Origin of the sequence: Ningiella algicola, assembly GCF_028401415.2 — a bacterium.
Lineage (GTDB): Bacteria > Pseudomonadota > Gammaproteobacteria > Enterobacterales > Alteromonadaceae > Glaciecola.
Map to the genome: position 1 here is coordinate 3,343,937 of NZ_CP171821.2, position 22,326 is coordinate 3,366,262.

The 22,326-nt window shown below is 42.7% G+C and carries 25 protein-coding genes; 12 read left to right on the top strand and 13 right to left on the bottom strand.

Annotated features, from left to right (window positions below):
• Positions 1-66 precede the first annotated feature (66 nt).
• The 4 genes from PN836_RS14550 (at position 67) to PN836_RS14565 (ending at position 2,779) form a co-directional block, all read left to right on the top strand.
• Positions 67-384, top strand: a complete 318-nt coding sequence (locus tag PN836_RS14550; RefSeq protein ID WP_395339497.1) for a hypothetical protein — start codon at positions 67-69, stop codon at positions 382-384.
• Positions 335-1,222 carry an alpha/beta hydrolase family protein gene (locus PN836_RS14555; RefSeq protein ID WP_395339499.1) on the top strand — a complete coding sequence of 296 codons (888 nt, stop codon included), beginning with the start codon at positions 335-337 and terminating at the stop codon, positions 1,220-1,222. Before PN836_RS14550 ends, PN836_RS14555 begins: the two co-directional genes overlap by 50 nt.
• A 243-nt stretch (positions 1,223-1,465) precedes the next feature.
• Complete coding sequence (locus PN836_RS14560; RefSeq protein WP_395339501.1) at positions 1,466-2,089, top strand: hypothetical protein; 624 nt, start codon at positions 1,466-1,468, stop codon at positions 2,087-2,089.
• A 3-nt stretch (positions 2,090-2,092) separates the two neighbouring features.
• Positions 2,093-2,779, top strand: a complete 687-nt coding sequence (locus tag PN836_RS14565) for a hypothetical protein (protein ID WP_395339504.1) — start codon at positions 2,093-2,095, stop codon at positions 2,777-2,779.
• 66 nt (positions 2,780-2,845) lie between these two features.
• Here the strand turns inward: PN836_RS14565 and PN836_RS14570 are convergent, their stop codons facing one another.
• Positions 2,846-4,372: a tryptophan halogenase family protein gene (locus PN836_RS14570; RefSeq protein WP_395339507.1), complete on the bottom strand. Its 1,527-nt coding sequence runs from the start codon at positions 4,370-4,372 to the stop codon at positions 2,846-2,848.
• Between the two features lie 181 nt (positions 4,373-4,553).
• On the opposite strand from PN836_RS14570, the gene PN836_RS14575 reads away from it, so the two are divergent.
• Positions 4,554-5,888 carry a hypothetical protein gene (locus PN836_RS14575; protein WP_395339509.1) on the top strand — a complete coding sequence of 445 codons (1,335 nt, stop codon included), beginning with the start codon at positions 4,554-4,556 and terminating at the stop codon, positions 5,886-5,888.
• Between the two features lie 234 nt (positions 5,889-6,122).
• Complete coding sequence (locus PN836_RS14580) at positions 6,123-8,213, top strand: hypothetical protein (protein ID WP_395339512.1); 2,091 nt, start codon at positions 6,123-6,125, stop codon at positions 8,211-8,213.
• A gap of 20 nt (positions 8,214-8,233) precedes the next feature.
• On the opposite strand, the gene PN836_RS14585 is transcribed toward PN836_RS14580, so the two are convergent.
• The 5 genes from PN836_RS14585 to PN836_RS14605 all read right to left on the bottom strand — a co-directional run bounded on the left by PN836_RS14585 (position 8,234) and on the right by PN836_RS14605 (position 11,360).
• Positions 8,234-8,629 carry a type II toxin-antitoxin system VapC family toxin gene (locus tag PN836_RS14585; protein WP_395339515.1) on the bottom strand — a complete coding sequence of 132 codons (396 nt, stop codon included), beginning with the start codon at positions 8,627-8,629 and terminating at the stop codon, positions 8,234-8,236.
• Complete coding sequence (locus PN836_RS14590) at positions 8,629-8,859, bottom strand: hypothetical protein (RefSeq protein ID WP_395339517.1); 231 nt, start codon at positions 8,857-8,859, stop codon at positions 8,629-8,631. Before PN836_RS14590 ends, PN836_RS14585 begins: the two co-directional genes overlap by 1 nt.
• A 271-nt stretch (positions 8,860-9,130) precedes the next feature.
• On the bottom strand, positions 9,131-9,880 hold the full coding sequence (locus PN836_RS14595; RefSeq protein WP_395339519.1) for a hypothetical protein: 750 nt from the start codon (positions 9,878-9,880) through the stop codon (positions 9,131-9,133).
• A gap of 28 nt (positions 9,881-9,908) precedes the next feature.
• Positions 9,909-10,949: a N(4)-(beta-N-acetylglucosaminyl)-L-asparaginase gene (locus PN836_RS14600; protein WP_395339521.1), complete on the bottom strand. Its 1,041-nt coding sequence runs from the start codon at positions 10,947-10,949 to the stop codon at positions 9,909-9,911.
• Between the two features lie 105 nt (positions 10,950-11,054).
• Positions 11,055-11,360: a RidA family protein gene (locus PN836_RS14605; RefSeq protein WP_395339523.1), complete on the bottom strand. Its 306-nt coding sequence runs from the start codon at positions 11,358-11,360 to the stop codon at positions 11,055-11,057.
• A gap of 338 nt (positions 11,361-11,698) precedes the next feature.
• Here PN836_RS14605 and PN836_RS14610 point away from each other — a divergent pair, with 338 nt between their 5' ends.
• Positions 11,699-12,196 carry an FAD-dependent oxidoreductase gene (locus tag PN836_RS14610; RefSeq protein ID WP_395339526.1) on the top strand — a complete coding sequence of 166 codons (498 nt, stop codon included), beginning with the start codon at positions 11,699-11,701 and terminating at the stop codon, positions 12,194-12,196.
• Between the two features lie 9 nt (positions 12,197-12,205).
• On the opposite strand, the gene PN836_RS14615 is transcribed toward PN836_RS14610, so the two are convergent.
• Both PN836_RS14615 and PN836_RS14620 read right to left on the bottom strand, forming a co-directional pair.
• Positions 12,206-12,910 (bottom strand): nucleotidyl transferase AbiEii/AbiGii toxin family protein, encoded by a 705-nt coding sequence (locus PN836_RS14615; RefSeq protein ID WP_395339529.1) that lies wholly within the window; start codon positions 12,908-12,910, stop codon positions 12,206-12,208.
• Positions 12,897-13,373: a helix-turn-helix domain-containing protein gene (locus tag PN836_RS14620; protein ID WP_395339532.1), complete on the bottom strand. Its 477-nt coding sequence runs from the start codon at positions 13,371-13,373 to the stop codon at positions 12,897-12,899. The genes PN836_RS14615 and PN836_RS14620 overlap by 14 nt, the downstream gene beginning before the upstream one ends.
• 453 nt (positions 13,374-13,826) lie before the next feature.
• On the opposite strand from PN836_RS14620, the gene PN836_RS14625 reads away from it, so the two are divergent.
• Positions 13,827-15,086: an FAD-dependent oxidoreductase gene (locus PN836_RS14625; RefSeq protein WP_395339534.1), complete on the top strand. Its 1,260-nt coding sequence runs from the start codon at positions 13,827-13,829 to the stop codon at positions 15,084-15,086.
• A 197-nt stretch (positions 15,087-15,283) separates the two neighbouring features.
• Here PN836_RS14625 and PN836_RS14630 read toward each other — a convergent pair whose 3' ends face one another.
• Positions 15,284-15,712 (bottom strand): hypothetical protein, encoded by a 429-nt coding sequence (locus PN836_RS14630; RefSeq protein ID WP_395339536.1) that lies wholly within the window; start codon positions 15,710-15,712, stop codon positions 15,284-15,286.
• A 351-nt stretch (positions 15,713-16,063) separates the two neighbouring features.
• On the opposite strand from PN836_RS14630, the gene PN836_RS14635 reads away from it, so the two are divergent.
• Together PN836_RS14635 and PN836_RS14640 are read left to right on the top strand one after the other, a co-directional pair.
• Positions 16,064-16,252, top strand: coding sequence for a hypothetical protein (locus tag PN836_RS14635; RefSeq protein WP_395339538.1), 189 nt, complete (start codon positions 16,064-16,066; stop codon positions 16,250-16,252).
• 68 nt (positions 16,253-16,320) lie between these two features.
• Positions 16,321-17,004 (top strand): hypothetical protein, encoded by a 684-nt coding sequence (locus PN836_RS14640; RefSeq protein WP_395339540.1) that lies wholly within the window; start codon positions 16,321-16,323, stop codon positions 17,002-17,004.
• A 142-nt stretch (positions 17,005-17,146) separates the two neighbouring features.
• Here PN836_RS14640 and PN836_RS14645 read toward each other — a convergent pair whose 3' ends face one another.
• Genes PN836_RS14645 through PN836_RS14655 form a run of 3 tightly spaced genes read right to left on the bottom strand, consistent with a single transcriptional unit; the run spans position 17,147 to position 18,627 of the window.
• Complete coding sequence (locus PN836_RS14645; protein WP_395339543.1) at positions 17,147-17,464, bottom strand: hypothetical protein; 318 nt, start codon at positions 17,462-17,464, stop codon at positions 17,147-17,149.
• Positions 17,465-18,031: a hypothetical protein gene (locus tag PN836_RS14650; RefSeq protein WP_395339545.1), complete on the bottom strand. Its 567-nt coding sequence runs from the start codon at positions 18,029-18,031 to the stop codon at positions 17,465-17,467.
• A gap of 2 nt (positions 18,032-18,033) precedes the next feature.
• On the bottom strand, positions 18,034-18,627 hold the full coding sequence (locus tag PN836_RS14655) for a hypothetical protein (RefSeq protein WP_395339547.1): 594 nt from the start codon (positions 18,625-18,627) through the stop codon (positions 18,034-18,036).
• Positions 18,628-19,003: 376 nt separating this feature from the next.
• Here PN836_RS14655 and PN836_RS14660 point away from each other — a divergent pair, with 376 nt between their 5' ends.
• A complete protein-coding gene (locus PN836_RS14660; protein ID WP_395339549.1) occupies positions 19,004-20,041 on the top strand; it encodes an IS110 family transposase in 1,038 nt (345 codons plus the stop codon).
• A 296-nt stretch (positions 20,042-20,337) separates the two neighbouring features.
• Positions 20,338-20,640 (top strand): hypothetical protein, encoded by a 303-nt coding sequence (locus PN836_RS14665; protein WP_395339552.1) that lies wholly within the window; start codon positions 20,338-20,340, stop codon positions 20,638-20,640.
• A 521-nt stretch (positions 20,641-21,161) separates the two neighbouring features.
• Here PN836_RS14665 and PN836_RS14670 read toward each other — a convergent pair.
• Positions 21,162-22,322 (bottom strand): porin, encoded by a 1,161-nt coding sequence (locus PN836_RS14670; protein WP_395339554.1) that lies wholly within the window; start codon positions 22,320-22,322, stop codon positions 21,162-21,164.
• Between the last annotated feature and the right edge of the window lie 4 nt (positions 22,323-22,326).

Sequence of the window (22,326 nt, forward strand, 5' to 3'; positions counted from 1 at the left end):
GGTGGCTATGCACAGTAATTGACATCAACCCTCAAAAACACTAGCTTTACGTAATAACCAAAGGTCATGGATTGGTTACCAGATGACCCAGCGCACATCTTAATGTCCCTTGATTTAGATGAGCGTTTAAATCCGTCTGTCTATAAAGTTAACGTGGAAAATGGCAAAAAGCAGCGCGTTGAAAGGCACAAGCTTAATATTCGAAGATGGATGACAGACCAGCAACATGCAATTAGGCTAGGTATCACTCGCAATTTCAGCACGGGTAATACCCGTGTTTACCATCGCTTCGACAAAAGTGAAGATTTTGAAGTGTTGTTTAAAAATGAGGTGGGTGAAAAGTCAAAACGACCATATTCCTCCAACATTTTACTATGGCGATAGAGAAGAAGGCACGCTGTCATTTTTGTTTTCGCCCTATCCGCTGCTAAAAGATATTGCGCTATCTGAACATGAAAAAGTGAGCTTCAAAACCCGCGACGGTCTCACCATCGACGGCTATCTTACTTTACCTTTAAAAGGGGAAGCGCCATACCCCACCGTGATCCATCCGCATGGCGGGCCTGGCGCCAGAGATTACTCTGGTTTTGATACCTATGCCTCGTATTTGACCAATCGAGGCTATGCCGTGTTCCGTCCCAATTTTAGAGGCTCGACCGGATATGGTTTTGAATTCGCCCAAGCGCAGATGGGCCGTTGGGGACTTGAAATGCAAGACGATATTACCGACGCCGCTCAGTATTTAATTGAGCAAGGGATAGCCGCGCCTGAACGCCTATGTATTTTTGGCAGCAGTTACGGTGGCTATGCCGCAGCCATGGCAACAGTCAAAACACCTGATTTGTTTGCGTGTTCCGTCAGTTTCGCTGGCATAAGCGATTTGCGAGCCCTTGCGAAGCGCATTTCAACAACCTACGTAGGCGGAAAACTAAGCGCGCAGAAACAAATTGGTAAGTCATTTGCTGACCAACGCGCACGCTCTCCAATTAATGGCATAGATGCCATAAAAACCCCAATTTTGCTCATTCATGGGGAAGACGACATTATCATGAATGTTGAACAGTCGCGTGATTTTGCAGATGAACTAAAAGATGCAGGAAAAGAATTTAAATATGTTGAACTTGAATACGGCGACCACTACTTGTCTATTCAAGAAAACCGGACTCGATTTTTTCAGGAGCTAGATGCGTTTTTGGCACAGCACTTAAAGGACAATAAATAAGCTTCGTGTTTTGAAGCTGTTGACTTTATACGTCAGGATTTTACGTTCAATATGTGAGCTGCATTACTCATACGACTCGAAATAGACACTGCAGGATATAGACGGACTGAGGTTTCACTACAGCAACAACTTCGACTTAAAAGCCAGCTCGTGTTTTTATTGACCAATTTATACTCACTGAGTAAGCTAAGTCACTAACAAGTATAAAAATATAGATTCGTAAACTACTCGCGTGCGCACAATATGACCGACAAAACTCGTCAGGTACAAATGCTTTCGAATTGGCAGCACAAGCTTCTGCCTCTAATGGTTGCGATGACCGTTGGCATGACTTTGTTTTTCCTTATTTTTAGTATTATTCAGCTAGAAGATCTCAATCAAGCGGTAAAAGACTCTCCACAAGCAGAGCTTAAGACTGTGCTTGCGGATGCAGATGCTAAGCAAGCGTCCCCAGAATTGCTAAAGCTGCGTGCGTTATTAGTGCTTGAAGAAAACCTAATTGCGCGCAGGCATCATGAAGCAAGCGTTGCACTGCTCGCAAGAATATGGACTCGCTACATGGGTTTTTTGACCGGTATGACCTTAGCAATGATAGGCTCGGTCTTTGTTCTTGGAAAGCTAAGTTCTCAACAAAGTGATATGAGCGGCCAGTATGGCGACTTGTCTATGACAATCAAATCGTCCTCCCCCGGCTTACTGATGGTGATGCTGGGTACTATTCTTATGGTGGTAACCATTACCAATCATCCCAGAATAGATGTTTTTGACAGAGCCGTATATATCGATGCCGCTACTTCACAGGATGATGTTGCTTTTGAACCTCCTCCTCTTCCGGATTGGAGTCCCACCCCCGAAACTAAGGAATAATCTATGAGAGCGCTTTGTGTGAAAAGATTAACCGTGATTGTTACGTCTGCTTGGTTTGTCGTTGTTTCGTCAATGGCAAGCGCACAGGTAAATGTAGAGGAGCTTCAAAACGCATATCAACGATTCGCTCTACTATATAGCAAGTTACCATCGGGAGTATGCGAATCCAAAACGCTTACTAGTTACATTGATGCATTAAATGCTCTAACGCATTTTGAAGCTTTGATGTCGAACCGTAACGATATGCCGGATTTAAGCAGACCCAAACGTTTTTTAGAAAATGTTCTTGCTGATCGCTCTCCCTGCGTTGCGGGTGGTTCGTTTCACTGTGGCAGCGGGCCTTGTTCCCGTCCTAGCCCCACGTATGTCGTTCCAGAAGACTTACCGCCAGTATGGATAGAAAGCCAAACGAATCTGAGCGTCATGCCAGGCAATATCAAGGTTGCGCAAGTCCGAAGTAATCAAACTTTAATGTTTGAAAATAGTTACGATGACATTTGGTTTGAATTTGATCATAACTACAATAGGCGTTTTGAGTTTGAAGAAATAAATAAAGATGACTCATCTTTATACCTCTACGATAGCCGACGAGATATCTATTTACAGATTGATCTTTTCAGAATGATGACGGCCTTTCGACCGGGCAACGGCAATTGGCAAGACTTGTATGAAATTACACATATTGAATAGCAAAAACGGCGATCATGGTGCGCATCGCGCAATCAGCCTTTGCAAACCTTGATGTAAAGAAAGACTTTAAAGTGTCGAATGACAATGCTTTCTGATAAATTCGTTATGCGTAGGGAGCTGAGATACGCTTCGCTCAATTGAAGTGCGCATCTGCATCAAGTTTTGCGATAGGGTGTTTAGAGAAACCGAATCAACGGCTGGGTCATAGCTCTTCGCCTTGACGCCCATTCCATCAAACACGCTATACCAATTTACATCTTTAAATAAATCGTCATGCCCAGGGCGTAACAAGCCTCTTGTTTTGAAGATACTGATTTTATGCGCCAAGCTTTCAGGAATGCTCATGTTCTGATAAAACTGCCAAAAAGCCGTGTCGTTTCGTCGAGTTTCGCAGTAATGCAAAATTAGAAAGTCCCTTATTTCTTCAAAGTCTTTTGAAAGCGTGCGGTTAAATTCATGCGCCATAATTTGCATGTTGCTGGGGTTAGATGGCTCAGGGTATAGCCTCAAAAAGACCCTCAGCGCACGGCAAATCATGTGGATTGCAGTGGATTCCAAAGGCTCTAAAAACCCTGACGCTAATCCTAAAGCAACACAATTACCACGCCAGCTTTGTCGACGCACGCCGCTTTTAAAGTTGATGAACCGGGGTTCATTGACTGCTTTTGTGCTTAGGTTTGCATGCAGAGTTTGCAAGGCCTGCTCATCGCTGCACATATCTTTGTTAAACACGTAGCCATTGCCGATGCGATGTTGAAGCGGGATGTGCCAGGTCCAGCCAAAGTCTTGGGCGCGAGATTCGGTATATGGTGCAAGGTTTGCCGCATCCGCCTCTGTTTGAACGGTAAGCGCACGGTTCACCATTAAATATTCTGACCAGTCTTCATAAGGACTATTGAGCGCCTCTCCAATCAACAGCGCGCTAAAGCCTGTGCAATCGAAGAATAAATCAGCATCAACCGCTCTGCCTGAATCTAAGCTTAGCTGAGTGATATTCTCTTTGTGATCATCTGTTTCAACGCTTTCAACCTTTCCCTCAATACGCGTCACACCGAGTGATTCTGCTCTCGCTCTGAAAAACTTAGCGGCAAGGCCTGCGTCAATGTGCAGCGCGTAGGCGGCAGCTTGTATTGGCGTATTGGATGCGTTGCTGGGAACATAAAACTTACCAGAGCGCATCATTGCGTGGGCGGGGCTATAGTCTAAATAGGCAAGAGAATCGTCATGCTGTTTCGCTTTCAAAAAGCAATGATAAAAGTCTTGATAGGCAATGTTTTGACCAATCTGGCCGAAAGGGTGGGTGTAGCTACTGTGTCTATCCTTCCAATGCGTAAACTGAATGCCTAACTTAAAGGTCGCGCCGGTGGCTTTGATAAACTCGGCTTCATCAATATCTAAACTGCGAAGGGTGTCCAAAAATGGGGGAATGGTTGCTTCGCCGACACCAATAGTGCCAATTTGTTCTGATTCAACGAGCGTAACTTGGCAAGCACTACGCCCAGTCGCATCCTCGATAGATTTATGAAAATGCGCAAGCGCAAGCGCCGCAAGCCAGCCTGCTGTTCCTCCGCCTACAATACAAATTTGCTGCATCAAATAATATCTTACTTACGCTCACTCACTTTATTATGCGGGGCTTTAATGGGAAACACAATTGACTTAAATCTAGATTGTACGCACAATCGAAACGCTCAGTGTGACTGACACAAAACTACTTTTCATGACGCAACCAGTCCAAACTTATCGCGAGCGCAATCAATAAGGATATGAAATCGTGAAGTACATCATTATTATTCTATGGACGCTGAGTGTTGTGCTTGCGTACTTTTTCGGATTGTCGCAGCGATCCGAGACATTGGGCCCGACTGATACAAGCACACTTCAGTCTTCTCAAGTGCCTCACGATATAGCAGGTCATTCAAAACAACCGCCGTTGTACTCCAATAAAACGAACCAGTATGAAAGTGAAGCTCCTGCGGGCTCGAATAGACAAGACGCTGAACTAAATCATGACGCGTGGGATGCAGAGACTGCCAAACAGACCATTGACGCGCTCAATCTGAATCTTCAGTCTTTTGATTTGAGAAGCCTATCAATAACTTACGATATCGTATCAGCGCTCAATGACACTGAATTCATGTCACTTTTAGAGAGTTATCTACCGCTTGGTGAAGACAATCAGCAAACACAGGTCTTTGGCTTGTTATTGTTGAGCTATGCAGAAAAGCAGCCACAACGTGCGCTCAATTTAGCGCTTGACCACTCACCAGAAGGCATCACGAAAACACTATTTCTCGGACAGGTGTTGGGTAAGTGGGCTGAACAGGACACAAATGCTGCATTGTCCTGGTATACCTCAAATCCTGAGCAGTTTGCAGGACCAATGGGCGGTTTAGGCTTTAGTAAAATTGTATCGGTTATCGCCAGAGACGACATAGGGAGGGCTAGCGATTTGGTGATTGATAATATGCTTCAATCTCAAGATTTCAATACAGGACTGGGGAGTATCATACAGCATGTAAATTCAGCTTCTGACTTTGACCTTGTGTTTTCTAAACTTAATGAGATGGATGAGCGGGCTCTACCCCAATCTTCGGCTGTCAGGACAATGGCGATGTTCAAGCCAGATCTAGCTGTAGATTGGGTAGAAAACAAGTCTGAGGAATATGATGTAGACCAAGGGGCTTTGAGAGACGACATCTTTGGTACTTGGCAATCGCGAGACTTTGTTGAAGCAGCGAATTGGAGGCTGCAAAGTGCACCGCTTGAAGAGCGCCAAGCAGTCTTAGAAAAGATTTCGAAAGAGTATAGTCATGGGGAGAACTCGCAAAAACGATTTGTTTGGCTTGAGCAGCAGACTGACCTTGATATTACTTCAGCGAGAATAAACATGATTGGCGGGATGGCATTTTCAGCACCGGATGTTGCGAGCGAACACTTGAAAAAAGTGCAAGACCCAGAAGAGAAGCTGGACTTGTCATATCGGATTTATTCGGGATATGAGCGCATAAGCCCTCGTCGTGCTGAGGATTTTTTAACATCGTCCGACATAAAAACAAAATTAGAAGCTCGCATCAAAAGCGCCAAGGAATTTGAAGCTCAGCGTTAAGCACTTTTCCATGTCGCGTTGTAGTAGCGAAGTGCTTTGTCATGCTATTGATACTATAAGTAAAGCGAAGTTTGATAAGGTCGCATGGTCATTGAATCCGCATCGAGCATAGAATATATTAAGGCTTTAAGCTGATCACTCGTTAAGCACAGAATTGGTCTAGTTTCACTTTTTGATAAGGTCTGGGGAAACATATGTACCGGTCTTTATTTTCTATATCTGGACGCCCATAAGATGAGCTCTGTTGCTAACTTACCTGTAAAATCATGTAAACCGCTCAAAGTACAACTATTTGGTCGTTTCCGCGTTACGGCAGCCAACGGCAATGAGCTTGCTATAAGTGGTAAACGAGTTCGGGCGCTGCTGGCAATGTTGTGTTTACATCCGGGTAAAGCTATTGAACGAGAGGAAATTAGTCAGTTATTGTGGCAGGGGAAGTTTAGAGCGCAAGCTCGAGCTAGCTTGCGCCAGACCTTATTAGAATTAAAGCAGCAGCTTGCTGACGTCCACGACGATCCCTTTTTAGGGGGGCGAGAGCAGGTTGCGATTCGAGCGGAGGTAGTAAGTTCTGACCTGATAGATTTACACCAAGCACTGGCGAGGGGGCAGTACGCGCCAGCCGCTTCACAACTGCAAACTGTTGGGGCTCAAGCCATTCTTGAAGGTCTAGATAAGGGACAAGATTTAGGGCTAGCATTTGCCGAGTATCTGGATAAGCAACGAGCGCAGCTTGAAGCACAGTTGGTGCAGGCAGTTGAACAAATATTCACTGATACAAGCGCGCGTGAACTCGATTACGCCCGCAGTTGCTTGCAAGAAGCGCTGAAGCAAAGAGGGCATGATAGCAAAACCCATGGAGCCTTGATTCGAATCGCAATACTCCCATTTGCGGTACAGTCTTCAGACGAATCACTGCAACTGTTTGCCAATGGCTTGTTTGAAGAGCTAATCACCACGCTGGCACAGATTCCTCTGTTGCGGGTAGTAGGTCGCGGCTCAGCCCGTCAGTTCGCCTCTTGCGCATCAGCTATCGATACCGCTGCCAAACTCAAAGCTACCAATCTAGTAGAGGGCACGATTCGTCGGCAAGACAATACCATTGTTATTAACGCCGCTTTGCTCGACGGTGTCGACGGCTGTCAAAGCTGGTCTGGTCGCTTTGAGGGGCAAACTGATGACCTGTTCTCTCTGCAGCAAACACTGGCTACAGCCTTAACCGAAGAGTTAGGCTTAGTACTAAAGCGCCAGATAAAGCCACCTCCAGCACGTCGTCGCAGTACCGTTAACAAAGAGGCTTATTCCTTATACCTTCAAGGACGAGCCTTAACCGTTCGAGCGATTGGTGACGGCGTACTGGCTAAGGCCATTGAGCTGCTTGAGGCTGCTCTAGAGATTGATCCCGACTTCGCCGCTTGCTGGACTGCATTGGCCGAAGCACATGTTTACACCGCAGTTTATACGCCCTGTCTAGATCGGCTCGGACAATCACAGAAGATGGCCATATGCGCTAAGCGATCAATTGAATTAGACCCAAAACAAGGCCACGCACGCGCTATGCTAGGCATTCATCGCTGGACCGAGAACGACCCACTCGGCGCGCTAGATTTAGCGTTTGAGGCCTATCGTTTGGAGCCAAATAACCCAGATGTTTTGCTGCGCCTAGGTTCTTTCTTACTTTACATCGGTCGTACCCGAGAGGCTTTGCCCTACATTCAGGCCGCCGTTGATCAAGATCCAGTCAACGGCCGCAACTACGCGATGCTGTCGGTGGCTCAGCTTAATTTGGGTAATATTGACTCAGCCATAGAGGCGGGAAAACGTATGGTCGACTTAGGTCTGCCGTCTATGTGGCTTGGCGTTGCTACGTCTGCATCGGGTAACCGTAAGCTGGCAATTGATCAATATCGTCAGACCATAAAGCTGATGAACAAGACGATGTTCTCGCCAGCTGGCTCAAAGCCTCTGACCGGTGCCGCCCTCTATGTTTTTTGGGAAGTTGCTGCGCGCGGGGTCTGTAGTGGCAAAACCGTTCACCGAAAGCTTTACTGCACTTTGCTAGACCACTTACATAAAACACTTCACGACCCATGCGACACCAGTATTGTCCAACCGGCAATTTGGATGGGATATTCAGACATGGTCTTCAAGACTTTAGGTACTCAAATTACACCCGCCAATATGTTTTGCATGATGTCGCTATGGGCTGATATAGAACCCATTAGACAGATTCGCCTTCACCCAGAATTTTTATCCTTTGCCGATAGCATTGGGTTGGTCGCAGCTTGGGAACGATATGGCTGGCCGGATTTATTGCCCTCAAAGTAGCGCCACTACAACACATTCATCTAATCGTACCAATTGTCTAACCTTAGATTGGGTACTCTAGCGAACTCTTTAGTGTTATTCGTTACCAATATTCCCGTATTTGCTAAAGCAGTTCCAGCGATCAAAACATCATAAGGCCCAATTGGGCTTCCTTTCTTCTCTAGGTTTGCGCGAACTGAAGCAGATAATTTAGCCGCTTTTTCGTCGAATGGCAGAATATTGACTATCGAGCAAAGTTCTTTCAATTGGCTCTGTCTTTTTCGAGGAGAAGTAGATTTAGCAATCCCATATTCCAACTCACAGAGCACAACTGATGGGATACCAATATCTTTAGGTGAAATCCCTAGAAATTTTTCAGGAACATTTCCCGTGCCTTTGAAAAAGTAAATTAATGTATTGGTATCAACTACATACATTACAGTGTTTCTCGTTTGGTATCATTAACAAGATTGTCTCTAATACTTTCAACATCTGGAAAGTCTTCCCAAGCACCAACCATACTAGCAATAGATTCAGGCCATTCATTTGACACCTTTTCCTGAATAACCTTTGAAATCCACTTACTCTTTGATAATTTTGACGATTTTGCTGCAGCTATCATCTTCTTTTCGACATCTTCTTCTAAATAAATAGTAACTTGACCCATAGCAAATACCTGACTTTAATTATATGTGTAATTATATGTGCAATATAATCATAGTCAATATTGATTCGCTTTCAGTTCTCGCCAGCCGGCTCCAATCCTCTAAGCGGTGCGGGCCTCTATGCAGTTTGCGATGCACCGAGAATGGATGATGCGCGGATTTGCGCTAGGCCTGAGCGTGGGCATTTTCCGTCTCGCCCTGAACGACATCCTACCAGCATTAGGCTTCGATGACTTTAATCTGCGCTGGGATAGGGCCCCAATAAATAGATGCCTAAGTTTTATCTTTAATAGTGGTTAGCCGCTCTAGGATTTTGTCCACTCGCTCGCCGATCCTTTTACGCCACAATATAAACCCACTATGCACAAACATGAGTTGTTCGGCTGAGTTTTCGAATGCAGTGTCTTTACTAAGCTTTTCGAAATCATACGTCACCAGACCACTCGCTTCTGCTTTCCCTTCAAATAACGCAGAAGTTATATTAAGTTCGTCATTGTAGCTAAACGCTGCTGCATAATTCGGTAAAGCATGCATTACCATATCTTTAAAGTATTGCTGTGAAATGACAAAGCGTGTGTTTATAAAGTCTTCATAATCTACAAGTTCATCTAGCAAATTTCTGTCTTGTAAAATATTTGCTCTTCCTGATGACATAAGCTCAGTGAAAGTTCCAGACTGGTCGGCACTTGTTTGAAAGCCGATGCCTAATAGCAATGCTTCCTCAAAAGCTCTGACATTGTTAGGGGCTAGCTGTTCGGACCGAACCGACCTAACCACGATTTGTAGGTTGGCATGCATCTTCTCATGGTAGGCAAGACTTAGAGTAGCATCTTGTTTTATGCGTTCAAAATCGACAATCAGTCTTTCAATCAGAATTCTCTCTTCTTCTCGATTTTGACGCTCCCCATTCCAGTTTGCTACCTGGATACCGATAAATACACCAACAACGACGATGATGAAATCTAGAAAAACGGCGGTCCAATTTTGGGTTCTTACGTGTTCCATTACTCGACGTAGGAGCATTTTAATTTCCTAATTATATGTATTGTTTTTAGCTAATAGGGAATTTGGTGGCTACATTTTTAGTTTGAATTGAGTAACTGAAACCTTCATCTTCCCAACCAGCTTGTGCTCCGCCGTGTTCTCCATCGATACGTATCGCTGCCATGCCACCACCAAATTTATATCCGCGATCAGTTATTCGTTTAATCGCCGCTTTACAAGCGTTTTCAGGTGACACTCCTTGGCGCATTAGTTCAACAGCATGATAGGTTGGCATAAACCGCATCATGACGTCCCCATTACCCGTTGCAACCGCGCCGCCAACGTCTTGATCTCCATATGCGCCTGCACCGGCGATAGGTGAATCGCCCACGCGGCCTGGTATCTTAAACTCCCGCCCATTGGTGGAACAACCGACACATAGATTACCTGCTTTATCTAGGGCGATAGAACCCACGGTGTCATGACCATTTAAGGTATCTTCTTTGAATGGCTCTGGGGCGAAAGCATCACTTTGTTCGCCTTTTGCGGCCCACTCTTCCCATCGCGCTTGCGACACCGCGTTGGTAAGAGATGTCTCTTTAAAGCCCATGCGCACAGCAAATCGAGTAGCATCACCCCCAACGATTAATGAATGCTGCGTTTTCTCCATCACTTGGCGTGCAACGGAAATGGCTTTTTTTACCCGCTTTAAACAGCCAACTGCGCCCACATCATGAGTTGGACCCCATAAAATCATAGCATCGAGAGTTGTTTCGCCAATTTCATTGGGCACGCCACCATAACCAACCCAATATTCATCGGGTAGCAATTCGACATAATTGATTGCGGCCTCCACCGCATCCAAGGCAGAACCGCCGCTCGATAGTATTGGGAATCCGAGTTCGTTAGCTTTAGGTCCAAAGTCCCATGTCGTCAAAATAAACGGTTTACGCGGCGTAATTTTGCCTTCAAATGAAGGGCTTACTGGGTTACGTTCCAATCCACTTGACACTGAAGATGCCGCCAGTGCAGCCCCACCTGTGGCAGTTTTGAGAAGGAAATTACGACGAGAAAGGCTTGATTTAGGTGCAGTACGTTGATTTGTCATAGTGCGCGAATCCCTTAGCAGTTAATACGTTACAAATACTGACTATAAGTGAAATGTAGAGTGTGGGGTAGAGCAAAGCTATCTGCTACGTTGTTAAATCTTGTGCTACAGATGAGCAATGCATTTGATTTCAATGTGTAGCTCAGGTTGAACGAGGGCAACTACCAGCACAACGGTTTGGCTAACCTCGGGCATACCACCATAGGCAGATTCTCTTACCCCGTATACAGCTTCTACGTTATCCATCAAGGCATTCATATCTGTGACGAAAAAGGTTTCATCAACAATATTTCCCATATTTGCACCAAATTGCGATAAAACATGTTTCATGTTTGAGTAAGCAATAGCTGTTTGTTCAGCAATGCTAGCTGGCACTGTTCCGTCATCATCAATTCCAACTTGTCCTGCCATATAAAGCACGTTTCCTACTTGGTACCTTGTGCTATAAAATCTTTGAATGGGCCATTTCGATACGTTTTTTTGTGAATTGCCATTATTGAATCTTTCTCTGATAGTGGATCAGTATTAGTGTAAAAATATATGAAAGAGTCAGCGGGCTTACAATAGCGCTAACGTCAAAGTAGCGTCATTTTAATTCAACCCTTTAGAGTAAAACTGACGCTACTTTGACGTTAGCGATATTGAATACTCGCGCAAAGTATCTTAACTTCATCCGCATATGCTGTTTATTTGCTTGTATAACTGCTCGGTTATATGTCTATTTACTCACAAGCATAATAAGGAAAGCCATGAATTGGATACCAATAGTCATTACCTTATTTCTTTTGTTAGTTTCTTGCAGTGGCGCTAAAAATGTCCACAACGTGGTCATCATTGGTGGCGGGCTCATGGGAAGCTCTGCTGGATGGGAACTCTCCAAAAGCGGCGAAGAAGTACTGTTGATTGAGCAACAAGACGAAAAATATACCTTTGGTTCAAGCTTAGGCGAAGCAAGAATTTCTAGAAGTTTAGGCGAGCAAGGTGATATCTTTTCCTTTCTTCAGCAACATTCTGTCGCTCAAACTGCAGAATTAATTGACTATCTAAACGAAACAGAAAACGCTCAAAATCATTCGATGGATGATATTTACACAACCTCACCTATGACCTACATTCGCTACACATCTCAGCAAAATGATGTAAACAGATTACTCGCCCAACAAGCTGACCCGTATAAATTTGCACCTGACAGGAGCACTGACTATGCGCTATTTGGCATACACAGACACGCTAAACCCAAGCGTTGAGATTGAAATTTAGCCAGTTAGCTTTCTAAGTGTTTGCTTAATTTTTGCTTGGCATAGTGAGTCAATGATTTGAATATCTAACTTCTGTAAACAGGTAGCCAACCAAGCCTTATCCGTTAACAATTTATTGGCGCTATTAATAAAGCTAGTCAATACCTTGTCTCCCTGGGCATCAACCGCTTTTTTACTCCCTCTTTGTAAAAGTCCTTTTTCTGGATCCATAAAGACGATGTCTAGTATGTCGCGATTAAAATAGGCTGAGTCTTGACCTCGAAAAGTATTTGCTATCAGTTTTGTTGCAATCATATCAGTGTTTGTAATTTTCTTTACAGAGGAGATAGTATCATCAGGATCAGGCGTATCCAGCATCAACAAGTCAATTGAAACTATTTCAAACTTTATTTGAGAATTTTCAACTAAAACTGATGTGCGAATGCCATAGCGGTCGCTCTTTACTTCTGTATGTTGAATAGTGCGATTATTTCTAAGTAATGGTGCTAAACCTCTACCGGACAATAATCTTCGTAGCTTGTTAAAATACGCAATGTTTGAAACAAGAAAATCGATATCAACAGATTCTCTAAACTCATTATATTTTAGAGCAATCGCAGTTCCCCCTGCAAAATAACACTCATGTTCGCTTAACAAGTCTGCATTTAAGGACCTCAGTACATAGTCGATTTTATTATGATGCTGTCGCTTATAGTGAGCCATACACCTGCTCCAAACACGCAACAAGGCTCTGCTCCTTACGAGACATATTGCGCGTTTCAAAATCTGATTTTTTATTCTGATAAAGCGTAAAAGCGACTGGCGGTGTTACAGTATCATCTGCTTTGAGCTGCCAAGCACAGCGTCTCAAAACAGGATAATCGGAGAGCTTTATCTGCATTGGCAAGTATTCTTTATCCAATGCCTCAGACAACGCTTCGCACTGTGTCGGACTTTGTACGCTTACTGAAAAACCTAAACACTTAAGAATATGAAAGGCGGTACCTATTGTAATTGATGCATCACCACGCTCGAGCTTAGCGAGTGTTCGGCGGTCAATCTCAAGAGTCTCTGCTAATATTATTTGCGTAAGCGAATGAGATTTTCTGAATTGTTTGACCTCAGCACCAATGTCTTTGAGAGCCTCAATTGAGTCTTGATGTATTTTTTGTGTTGGTTTTGGCATTTCTTTTAATATCTGCAAGCTAAATAATACGTAATAGCGTACATTTTAACATAAATATGCGGTTTAATGTACTTTAAAGTAACGCGAGATTTTATAGTTTTTCGTATTTCATCCACCTATAACTCTCTAGCCCTTGCGGATCACAATAATTCACTAGATTCACACCCACATAAGCTTGGGTCTTTTGATAGAGAAACCCTAGAAGTCCTGAGAGTAAAACTGACGCTACTTTGACGCTGGCGATATTGAATATTAGCCTAATCTCTCTTAGTCTATTTTTGCGCAAGCGGTCCACTTGTAAGTCGAACCGCTTGCTTATATGTCTATTCGCTAACAAGTACAAAAAGGAAAGCCATGATTCGGATATCAACACTTATTAGCTTATGTCTGTTGTTGATCTCTTGCAGTGGCGCCAAACATGTTCACAACGTCATAATAATTGGCGGTGGACTCATGGGAAGCTCTGCTGGATGGGAACTCTCCAAAAGCGGCGAAGAAGTACTGTTGATTGAGCAACAAGACGAAAAATATACCTTTGGTTCAAGCTTAGGCGAAGCAAGAATTTCCAGAAGTTTAGGCGAGCAAGGTGATATCTTTTCGTTTCTTCAACAACAGTCTGTCGCTCAAACTGCAGCATTAATTGATTACCTAAACGAAACAGAAAACGCTCAACATCATTCAATGGATGATATTTACAGAACGTCACCTATGACCTACATTCGCTACACATCTCAGCAAAATGATGTAGACAGATTACTCGCCGAACAGGCTGACCCATATAAATTTGCACCCGACAGCAGCACTGCCAAGGCGCTATTTGGCATGCAGATACCTGATTCATTAATGATCATAAGAGAATACAAAAAGTACACAGGCACGCTCAACCCAAACGTGCTAATTTCAAAACTTCATAAAGCGATGAACTATGCTGGCAGCGACATTTGGTATAACGAGAAAGTCATCAGCTTAACAAGAAAAAATGCCCTATATGAAATACAGATTGAAAATACTAAAACCGGTCAAGTAAGGACAATTCTCAGTAAAAAAGTCGTCGTTGCAGCAGGTCCATACAATGGCCAAGTTATTAAGAGCATCGCTCCCTACTTCAACGAACTAATCACCCCAAAACGCCTGTTTCTTTCGTTTCTAAAAATTAATCCAAGTGTTTACAATAGTCTCTCATATGAGCAACAGCAACGACTGCAAGAGTCTTATCCAGTAGGAGATTTTAGCGCCGAAATCTATTATTCAATGATTGAGAACTACGACACCAATGGTCACCCTGTTTTGAAAGTTGGCGGTCATTTTCTTAGGACTGAAATCGACGATTTAGATTCAGTGTGGGCCAAAACGCTGACTCAAGACGAAATTGAGTGGAGCAAAATCAATACCATTCGGTATTTGAATATGCTCGATTTGCCTGTAGATATTGATGATCTGGAATTTGTTCAGGGCTACTCATGTGTTTATTCACTCACTGATTCTGAAGTGTCGTATGTGACGCATATTGTGGATGAAAATAACGAGATTGATAAAAACATTGTGTTAGTTGGTGGCATGTCTGGAATAGGCGCAAAAGGCTCCTTGGCCTACGGGTTAATAGCGTCTGTTTTATTATTCAACAAAGACGATCCATCAATAATGTATCAAAAAACCAAGGCTGCACTGGGTGTTGAGAGGTTGGAAGACGACATTGACGCCCTTGACAACTAGAACAGTTGTGTCACCAACACATTCTATCTTATTTACCGCTGGCCATTGCGTTTTGCTCATATCTAGGTGGCAGTGATTCATGCATTCTGATAGCCAAGTGTTGACAATAATTAGCAACATATAACAGCTCAAAACGGTCATACCTATGTGGGCAAGATTTTCAACGAATTTCAGTAAATATGACTTGATTTATATCGCTAGTTTACAAAAAGCCCAACCAACAAGACAATGGCGATAAACACTAATAACACGTTTGTAATATTTTGCTTAATTTCAAGTTTGTTGATTTTTCGATATAACTCTTCGGGCACGTCATAAATGTGCTGCGTTTTTTTAGTCTCAGTGGAGGCCTTTGCAAGAAGGTTAACCCCGACGCCAAATCCAATAAAAGTGACACACAGTGATAATAAGGTAAACACCACTTCCAAGAATTCGGCTGCTTCAAGACTCTTTATTGCCTTGTCTAGCCTTTCTTCAATGGACTCCAAAGATAATTCAGAAAAGTCAGTTGTTTTGTCAAATCGGCAGTCATTGTACTGGCTTGCATCCCCGCTGATTTGAGATTTATTTTCCAGTTCTTTTTTTAAATTCGTAAGACATACAACTTCATTACTGTGTATGCCCACCCAGTCTTCCGCAGTAGGTACTAATTTGTTGAATAATGGCGATAGAAACAAAGCGCAAAATATCAAAGCGAGCGAATATCTAAGTAATAAGCAGCGTGATTTTGATTGACGGGTAAAAACGCGATAAATCAGTATAAATATCACACTAACCATTAGTAGTAGCGTGCCGACAACTTGAATAATTATTGTAAGTTCTTGGTCAATGATGATCTGGATCTCGGCAATTTATGTTTGAACTACTCAGAATATCTTTTCACCTCAAACTAACTTACCGCCACCTCTCTTGTTTACGATTTAACTGACACGACAACTATTCTGACAGAGAGGCATGCCAATATATTAATCATACACATGAAAGATAATTTCTCCAATAATCAGATAGCAGATAAATTAATCGCACTTTTTGAGTTGGAAAACGACAACCAACTAGCAAATCATTTCGGGGTTGAGCGCCAGCAAATTAGACAGTTCAGAAATGGGACGCGAGTAAGTTTGGTTCAGGCAATCATTACTGAGCTTTTGAGTAAAATAGAAGCATAAAGCAAATTTAGCTAAAAGTGCGTTATCATTTATGCGGACCGCTCAATTTTTAAGGAATATTAAGCAGTATGAATACACTCTACAAATTAATAGCTGTAGCTTTTTCAATGTACGCGTTTTCGTCGGGGGCGACACTTATAGATACAAAATCAAACTCATTCATAGATACGCAAACGAATCTAGAGTGGGCTGACTTCCATGTGACTTCGAACTATAGCTTCCGTGATGTGGAAGCCGAGACTCTACCCGGCGGTAAATTTCAAGGCTGGAGACTACCTAGTGCTAATGAAGTGTTCGCTCTGTGGAATGATCAGTTTACTTTATTCAGTAATTCTTCAGTTACAACTACTGGGCCGGGTGAGCAATATCGAGAAGAAATTTGGGATTCAACCGATGGAATAGTCGAAAGCTCGTTAGACCCATTATTCGACATTATTGGTTTAGGGGACATTTTTGTCCCGGACATACAGCATGTTTGGAATTTTGAAGGCTTTACAGGCCTCTCTTTCATTGAGCCTGCTAAAAGACCATCACAAGACGGTTTTTTTCGCGATGCAATTTGGTACACCGATGCTCCTGACTGGTCAACTGAGCCGTACTTCAACTTCCGAATACCAACGTATGCAGTGATGATAGTGCGAGAGGTGCAAGAGGTCGCTGAGCCAGAATCACTTCTAGTTATTTTGGCAGGGTGCCTTTCTATTGTATATAGCCGCAGAAACAATCAAATGTGCAAGGACGTAGTTTCTTAGGACTGCCTTATAAGACGCGAGCCAAACATTCGTGTCACCCGCTTAACTACAATAGACGACTAAACTAAACAAATTTAAAAAGCCAGACATGTAGATGTAATATGTCTAGCTTTTTGAGCATTGATTTTAAATCTGATGATGATTAATCATCATTCTCCAGATCATCATATGCGGGAATATCCCTAAGCTTTCTTTTTTCTCCAATGTATTTGCAAATAAAACGAGTACCCTTTTCGTTGTGTTCTATTATCTGTGAGTTAAAGTCGCAATAAAGAGCGGGTGAAGCGGTAATAACTATATCTCCTTGCTCGCAATTATTGTCCATGATTTCGATTATGACAGCCATACTTTCATCGAAGCACGCCATGTTATCGTCTGCATTTGATGCATAGCTAATACTTACCAAAGATATGGCGGACACTAATGCAGTTACAAGGCGTTTTAAGAATGATATTGTCATTTAGGGCTCCTGCTCCTCTCCGTCTTCATCGTCTTTTGGAGTCGCATCGTCTTTTGGTCGAATTACAGTGACTATGACTTTACCACATTGGCATACATTGGCTTTGACTTTCGTTTTCTTACCATTAAATGAAATTACTTCGAAGCCGCCAGAACCGTCATAACTGGTAACAAACTCATTCCAAAGCTCTATTGCAAACAAATCTAGCTCTTTCTGTAAACCTTGCGTTATTTGCGCGTTGATAAACTCGGTTGCGTTTGACGTATCTATTACATACGTTACGTTTGATAAGAAAATTGCTTTGTAGTAAATCGTCCGGAACTTTGCTGGGCCGCCGGATTCATCAGTCATGTACCCCGTTACTTTTAAGACATGCACGTCTTTTTGAACGCCATTGTAAGCTGAGGGGCCAAGTTCCCAAGATGCATAGTTTCGAGCAGTTATTCTAGCTGAATCAACACTGCCTGTGTGTGCAATTTGCTTAGCCTTTATCTCATAATGTGCAAACACACTAGTTGTCAATAGCAAAAAGGTCGCTGAGAGTATTACTTTAAAGGAAAGTTTCATGATTACTCTCCTTCGTCGCTAACATCAAATTCATATTGAACATAAAAATTTCTATGTTCAAGTGACACTCTTTCGATAAGCTCTGCCAGCTCACCCTTACGATCATTAATTAACGCTGAACTATTGTCGCTTACAACATTATTAGCTGATCCTTCATCTGCAAATGATGCCCCCAACGATTCATCTCTTAACTGACGTATTTCACTCTTCACCGCCTCAAATCTATCACTATTCCCGTATAAATCTTGATAAATTGATTGGAACATTGCAAGTAAGTATTGTTTTTGATGGGTTTGTGAATATGCAATTGCCGCATACTTGAGTGCTTTTTCGCTTTCACCGTTCACATGATGATATTGCAATAACATGTACGCAGCTAAGGCATCGTCTTTTTGCGCTAAGTCTTTCCAAACATCTATGTTGTAGGACTTGAGTTGAAAATACTTATGTCCAGAGGTGCCTTTAAACTGCTGAATGAACCTGCTGGTTGTCATGTCGGACGAGAGGTTTTCGGCGATTGACTCCATGCTTACGTCTCTGGCATTAATTTGAGACGAAAACATAACTACTGCTAATAAAATTAACCATTTTTTCATAATAGAATCCTTCTATCTTCCTTTTAGGTCGCATGCGCGACTTGTTTTGCTCCAGTAACTTCCGTGAAACAGCTCTATCGTTCAATAAATAATCAAATTCCACTATTATACTTTAGTCTTATGACCAGGCAGATTAGTTAAATGGATTAAAGATGAATCCACTTTTGCATAATTGCCATCCTATAGTGATAATGGATTTAAGAGCTTATGTAGCATTCAGAGACTAGCCATAAGAATGCATTCAGATGATACCCTACACCAACTAATTTTAATTATCCGTAAGCAATGGGATGGACTCCTCCTCAACCTGACGATGCGGCATTTTTAGGCCACAATGGTAATTGTCAGAAAACCATGTTCAATTGAGGAGAAACCCATGGGTAACATTACTAGAGTAGGTGTTGATATTGCAAAGTCTATTTTTCATGTCCACGCGGTCGATAGATTTAGTGAAGTCAAATGGAAAGGAAAATATTCTAGATCTAAATGGCTCGCAGCAATAAGTCGGAAAGTACCTCATGGTGCGGAAATAGCTATGGAAGCGTGCAGCTCCGCAAATTATTGGGGGCGTGAATTACAAAAACGAGGATATAAAGTTAAAATTATTCATGCGCAATTCGTAAAGCCCTATGTCAAGAGCAATAAGAACGATGCTGTTGACGCAGAAGCTATTTGTGAAGCAATGAGTCGTCCAAGTATGCGGTTTGTTAGCTTAAAAACTGTCAGACAACAAGATGTGCAAGCGGCGCACCGAGTACGCGATAATTTAATGGTTCAAAGAACGGGTAAGGCCAATCAAATTCGTGGCTTAGTCGGTGAGTATGGATTAGTAGCGCCGATTGGTATCAAGAAGCTGCGCCAGGCTATTCCTTTGTGGCTAGAGGATGGGGACAACGGCTTATCATCCATGTTTAGGTCAATATTAAAAGGTTTATTTGATGATCTGATTAATCTTGATGAACGGATAGACGAACTAGATAAAACTATTCAAGAAGATGTTCAACAAGACCCTGTTGCCACTAAATTATTAGAGTTGAGAGGAATAGGCGTTTTGTGCGCTAGTGCTTTATCTAGTGCAATAGGAGACGGAAAGACCTACAAAAAAGGCAGAGATTTTGCTGCATCCATAGGTCTCACGCCAAGACAACATAGTACAGGTGGCAAGCCTAAATTATTAGGCATTAGCAAAAGAGGTGATGGCTATTTACGCAAACTTTTAGTGCATGGTGCTAGGGCTGTTATTAGACACGCGCATCGTCACAATGATGCTTTGAGTCAGTGGTTAATGAAGCTTACTTCCACTAAACATGTAAACATTGTCACGGTCGCGTTGGCAAACAAAACTGCTAGAGTCGCATGGGCAATAGTTAACAATAATGATAGTTATCGCCCAGAATTAATAGCTTCAGTATAAAAATTACAATTAAAACAGTTAAGTACAACAATTTCATCCAAAGTTGCAAGAGTATAGCGTGAGATGGCAAACAGGTAAGACCGACACTTGTAAAACCCAGAGCGGACGAAGAGCCTATCCGAGCTCGTGTAAGCGTTAGGGACCAAGTGTGCGAATAGCCCATAGAGGTTCGATGCTTAATAAATAGCATCATTCAGAAACCGAATATACGTAGGCAGTTTATACCATTAGCCATTAACCGAAATACTTGCAAATGAGGAGGAGTCCATATACGTCCAATCAAAAGGGGATTTAAGGTGCTAAAGCACATTTCTGCAACATTCTTGTTAAGTATGACTTTTTTATCACACGCTGAAAGCTGCTCGAACGCCGAGATAAAAGAAAGCTCCACAGCTATTTATAACTTCTCCGATGCTGCAATAGAAAAGCTGCCAGCTATCACACCATCTGAAAGTGAATATTTTGCAGAGGTGAAAGTAAAAATGTGGGACAACCCTGCAAAATACAAAAGAATCATCACTTCCCTCGGACCTATACATGATATGGGATACGGTGTGTCAGGATGTTTGGCAACTATTCTGACAGAGGGGGCTGTTTAGTGCATAACATTGAAAAATTAAGGAATGCGTGCGTATTTCGGTAAAAACAGTCAGTCATTTCGGTTCTATCCGATCGCTTCATAGATAGCCATGTTATTCAAAAAATACTGAAGCATTTAGATAAAAAATACCCTACTTCTTCACAAACAATGCTATTACCCCTTTTGCGTGCACCACCTCAAGAAGAGCACGACTTCAATATTCAACGCGACTTCAACTTTGGGTCGTAGACAATAAGCAAAATAAGATACTAAGACATAGATTCTTTTAGTAGGGCAGCCTGCACTCAAATTTCAATATTGCTGTGCCAAAGACTTGAAAAGATCAAACAATAAAAACTGTGCAATTAACCCAAATGCCTAAACCATCATCGCAACGAACATCTAGCCAAACTAAAAGCCAGCTGTAACAAGGGCTAGCATATAGCGTTTGTTTTACTTATACTCCAAAAAAGCCACTCTCCTTGCGGAAAATGGCTTTTGTTTGTTAACGTTATTTTACTTGTAAGGTTAACTATGCACTTAAAAGATATAATTAACGCTTAAGTTAATTAAGTTCGTATCTTCAGCGTTGTTTATATCACCAGCGATGTCGTCAAGCTTATTATCATATCGACTAATCTCAGCTTTGAGCGCGATGCTTGCGTCCCAATCGTAGCGAGCGCCAACTGTGAGGATTGAAAACTCTTCCATAAAAAATCCTTGCAAGCCAGCAACGGCGCCCGTTAAGCTTGGCTGAAATTCTGCTGGAAAAGCTGCGATTTGATCAAGAAATTTAATATCCTGATTGCCATCTCGCGTTTCATAAGTGATGTGCGGCGTCCATTTACCAAAACGCTTGCCTGCAGTAATGTACCAAGCCACATCTTGCGGGGAAAATGAATCTTCTATTTCAACGGAAGTGTATTCGCCAGAAACAAACCAGTTAAAGTTGTCGTATTCAAAGCCCGCGCCTAAAAACAGACTGCTATCGTCTTCAAGTGCAAGGCTATCAGCTAGTGCAGGGGCAATAGGACGAAGCGCTCCTACAGTCGAGTCGACCGCAGCTTGAGAAAAATTGTTGTTTCCTCGACCCGTTACCAAACGCACTTTGAAAAATTCATAACTAGCTTCAAAACTGGCGGCAAGCAGAGCGTCGGCGGTAACGGTTCCACCGCTTACGCTCTCACTATATTCGCCCGCAGAGATTTGGAACGCATAGTCCCAATCACCCATCATACCGGTATGGTCAAAGCGAATACCATTTATGTTGTTAAATGGTACGTTGTAAACAGACCGAGGCGCAGTAATCCAATGATACGAATATCCAACGTCTAAAGACTCTGAATATCGGAAAAGTGGCAGACGAAATCGTCCCGCACTCAAATTATTATTGCTGTCTATGTTGTACGTTAAATAAGCCCACTCAAATTCTGCACTGTAGTTGTCAGCGCCTCGAGATAAAATTTGCGCAGTAGCCGACACCTTTTCATTTACCTGTCCGCTCACCTGTAGCGCAAATAAACTTCCATCACTAAAGTTAACCTTATCGTTAAACCCATAAACTTCAGTGTCGTTAGTCGTCATGCCAGCAGTTAAGTTTGCAAACCCGTTTATACGAAGCTCAGCCTGCGCAGAAGATACCGCGGATATCGCAACTAGCGTCGCGCTGGCAAGTGCAGTTTTTCTCAATGTATTTCTCATAACT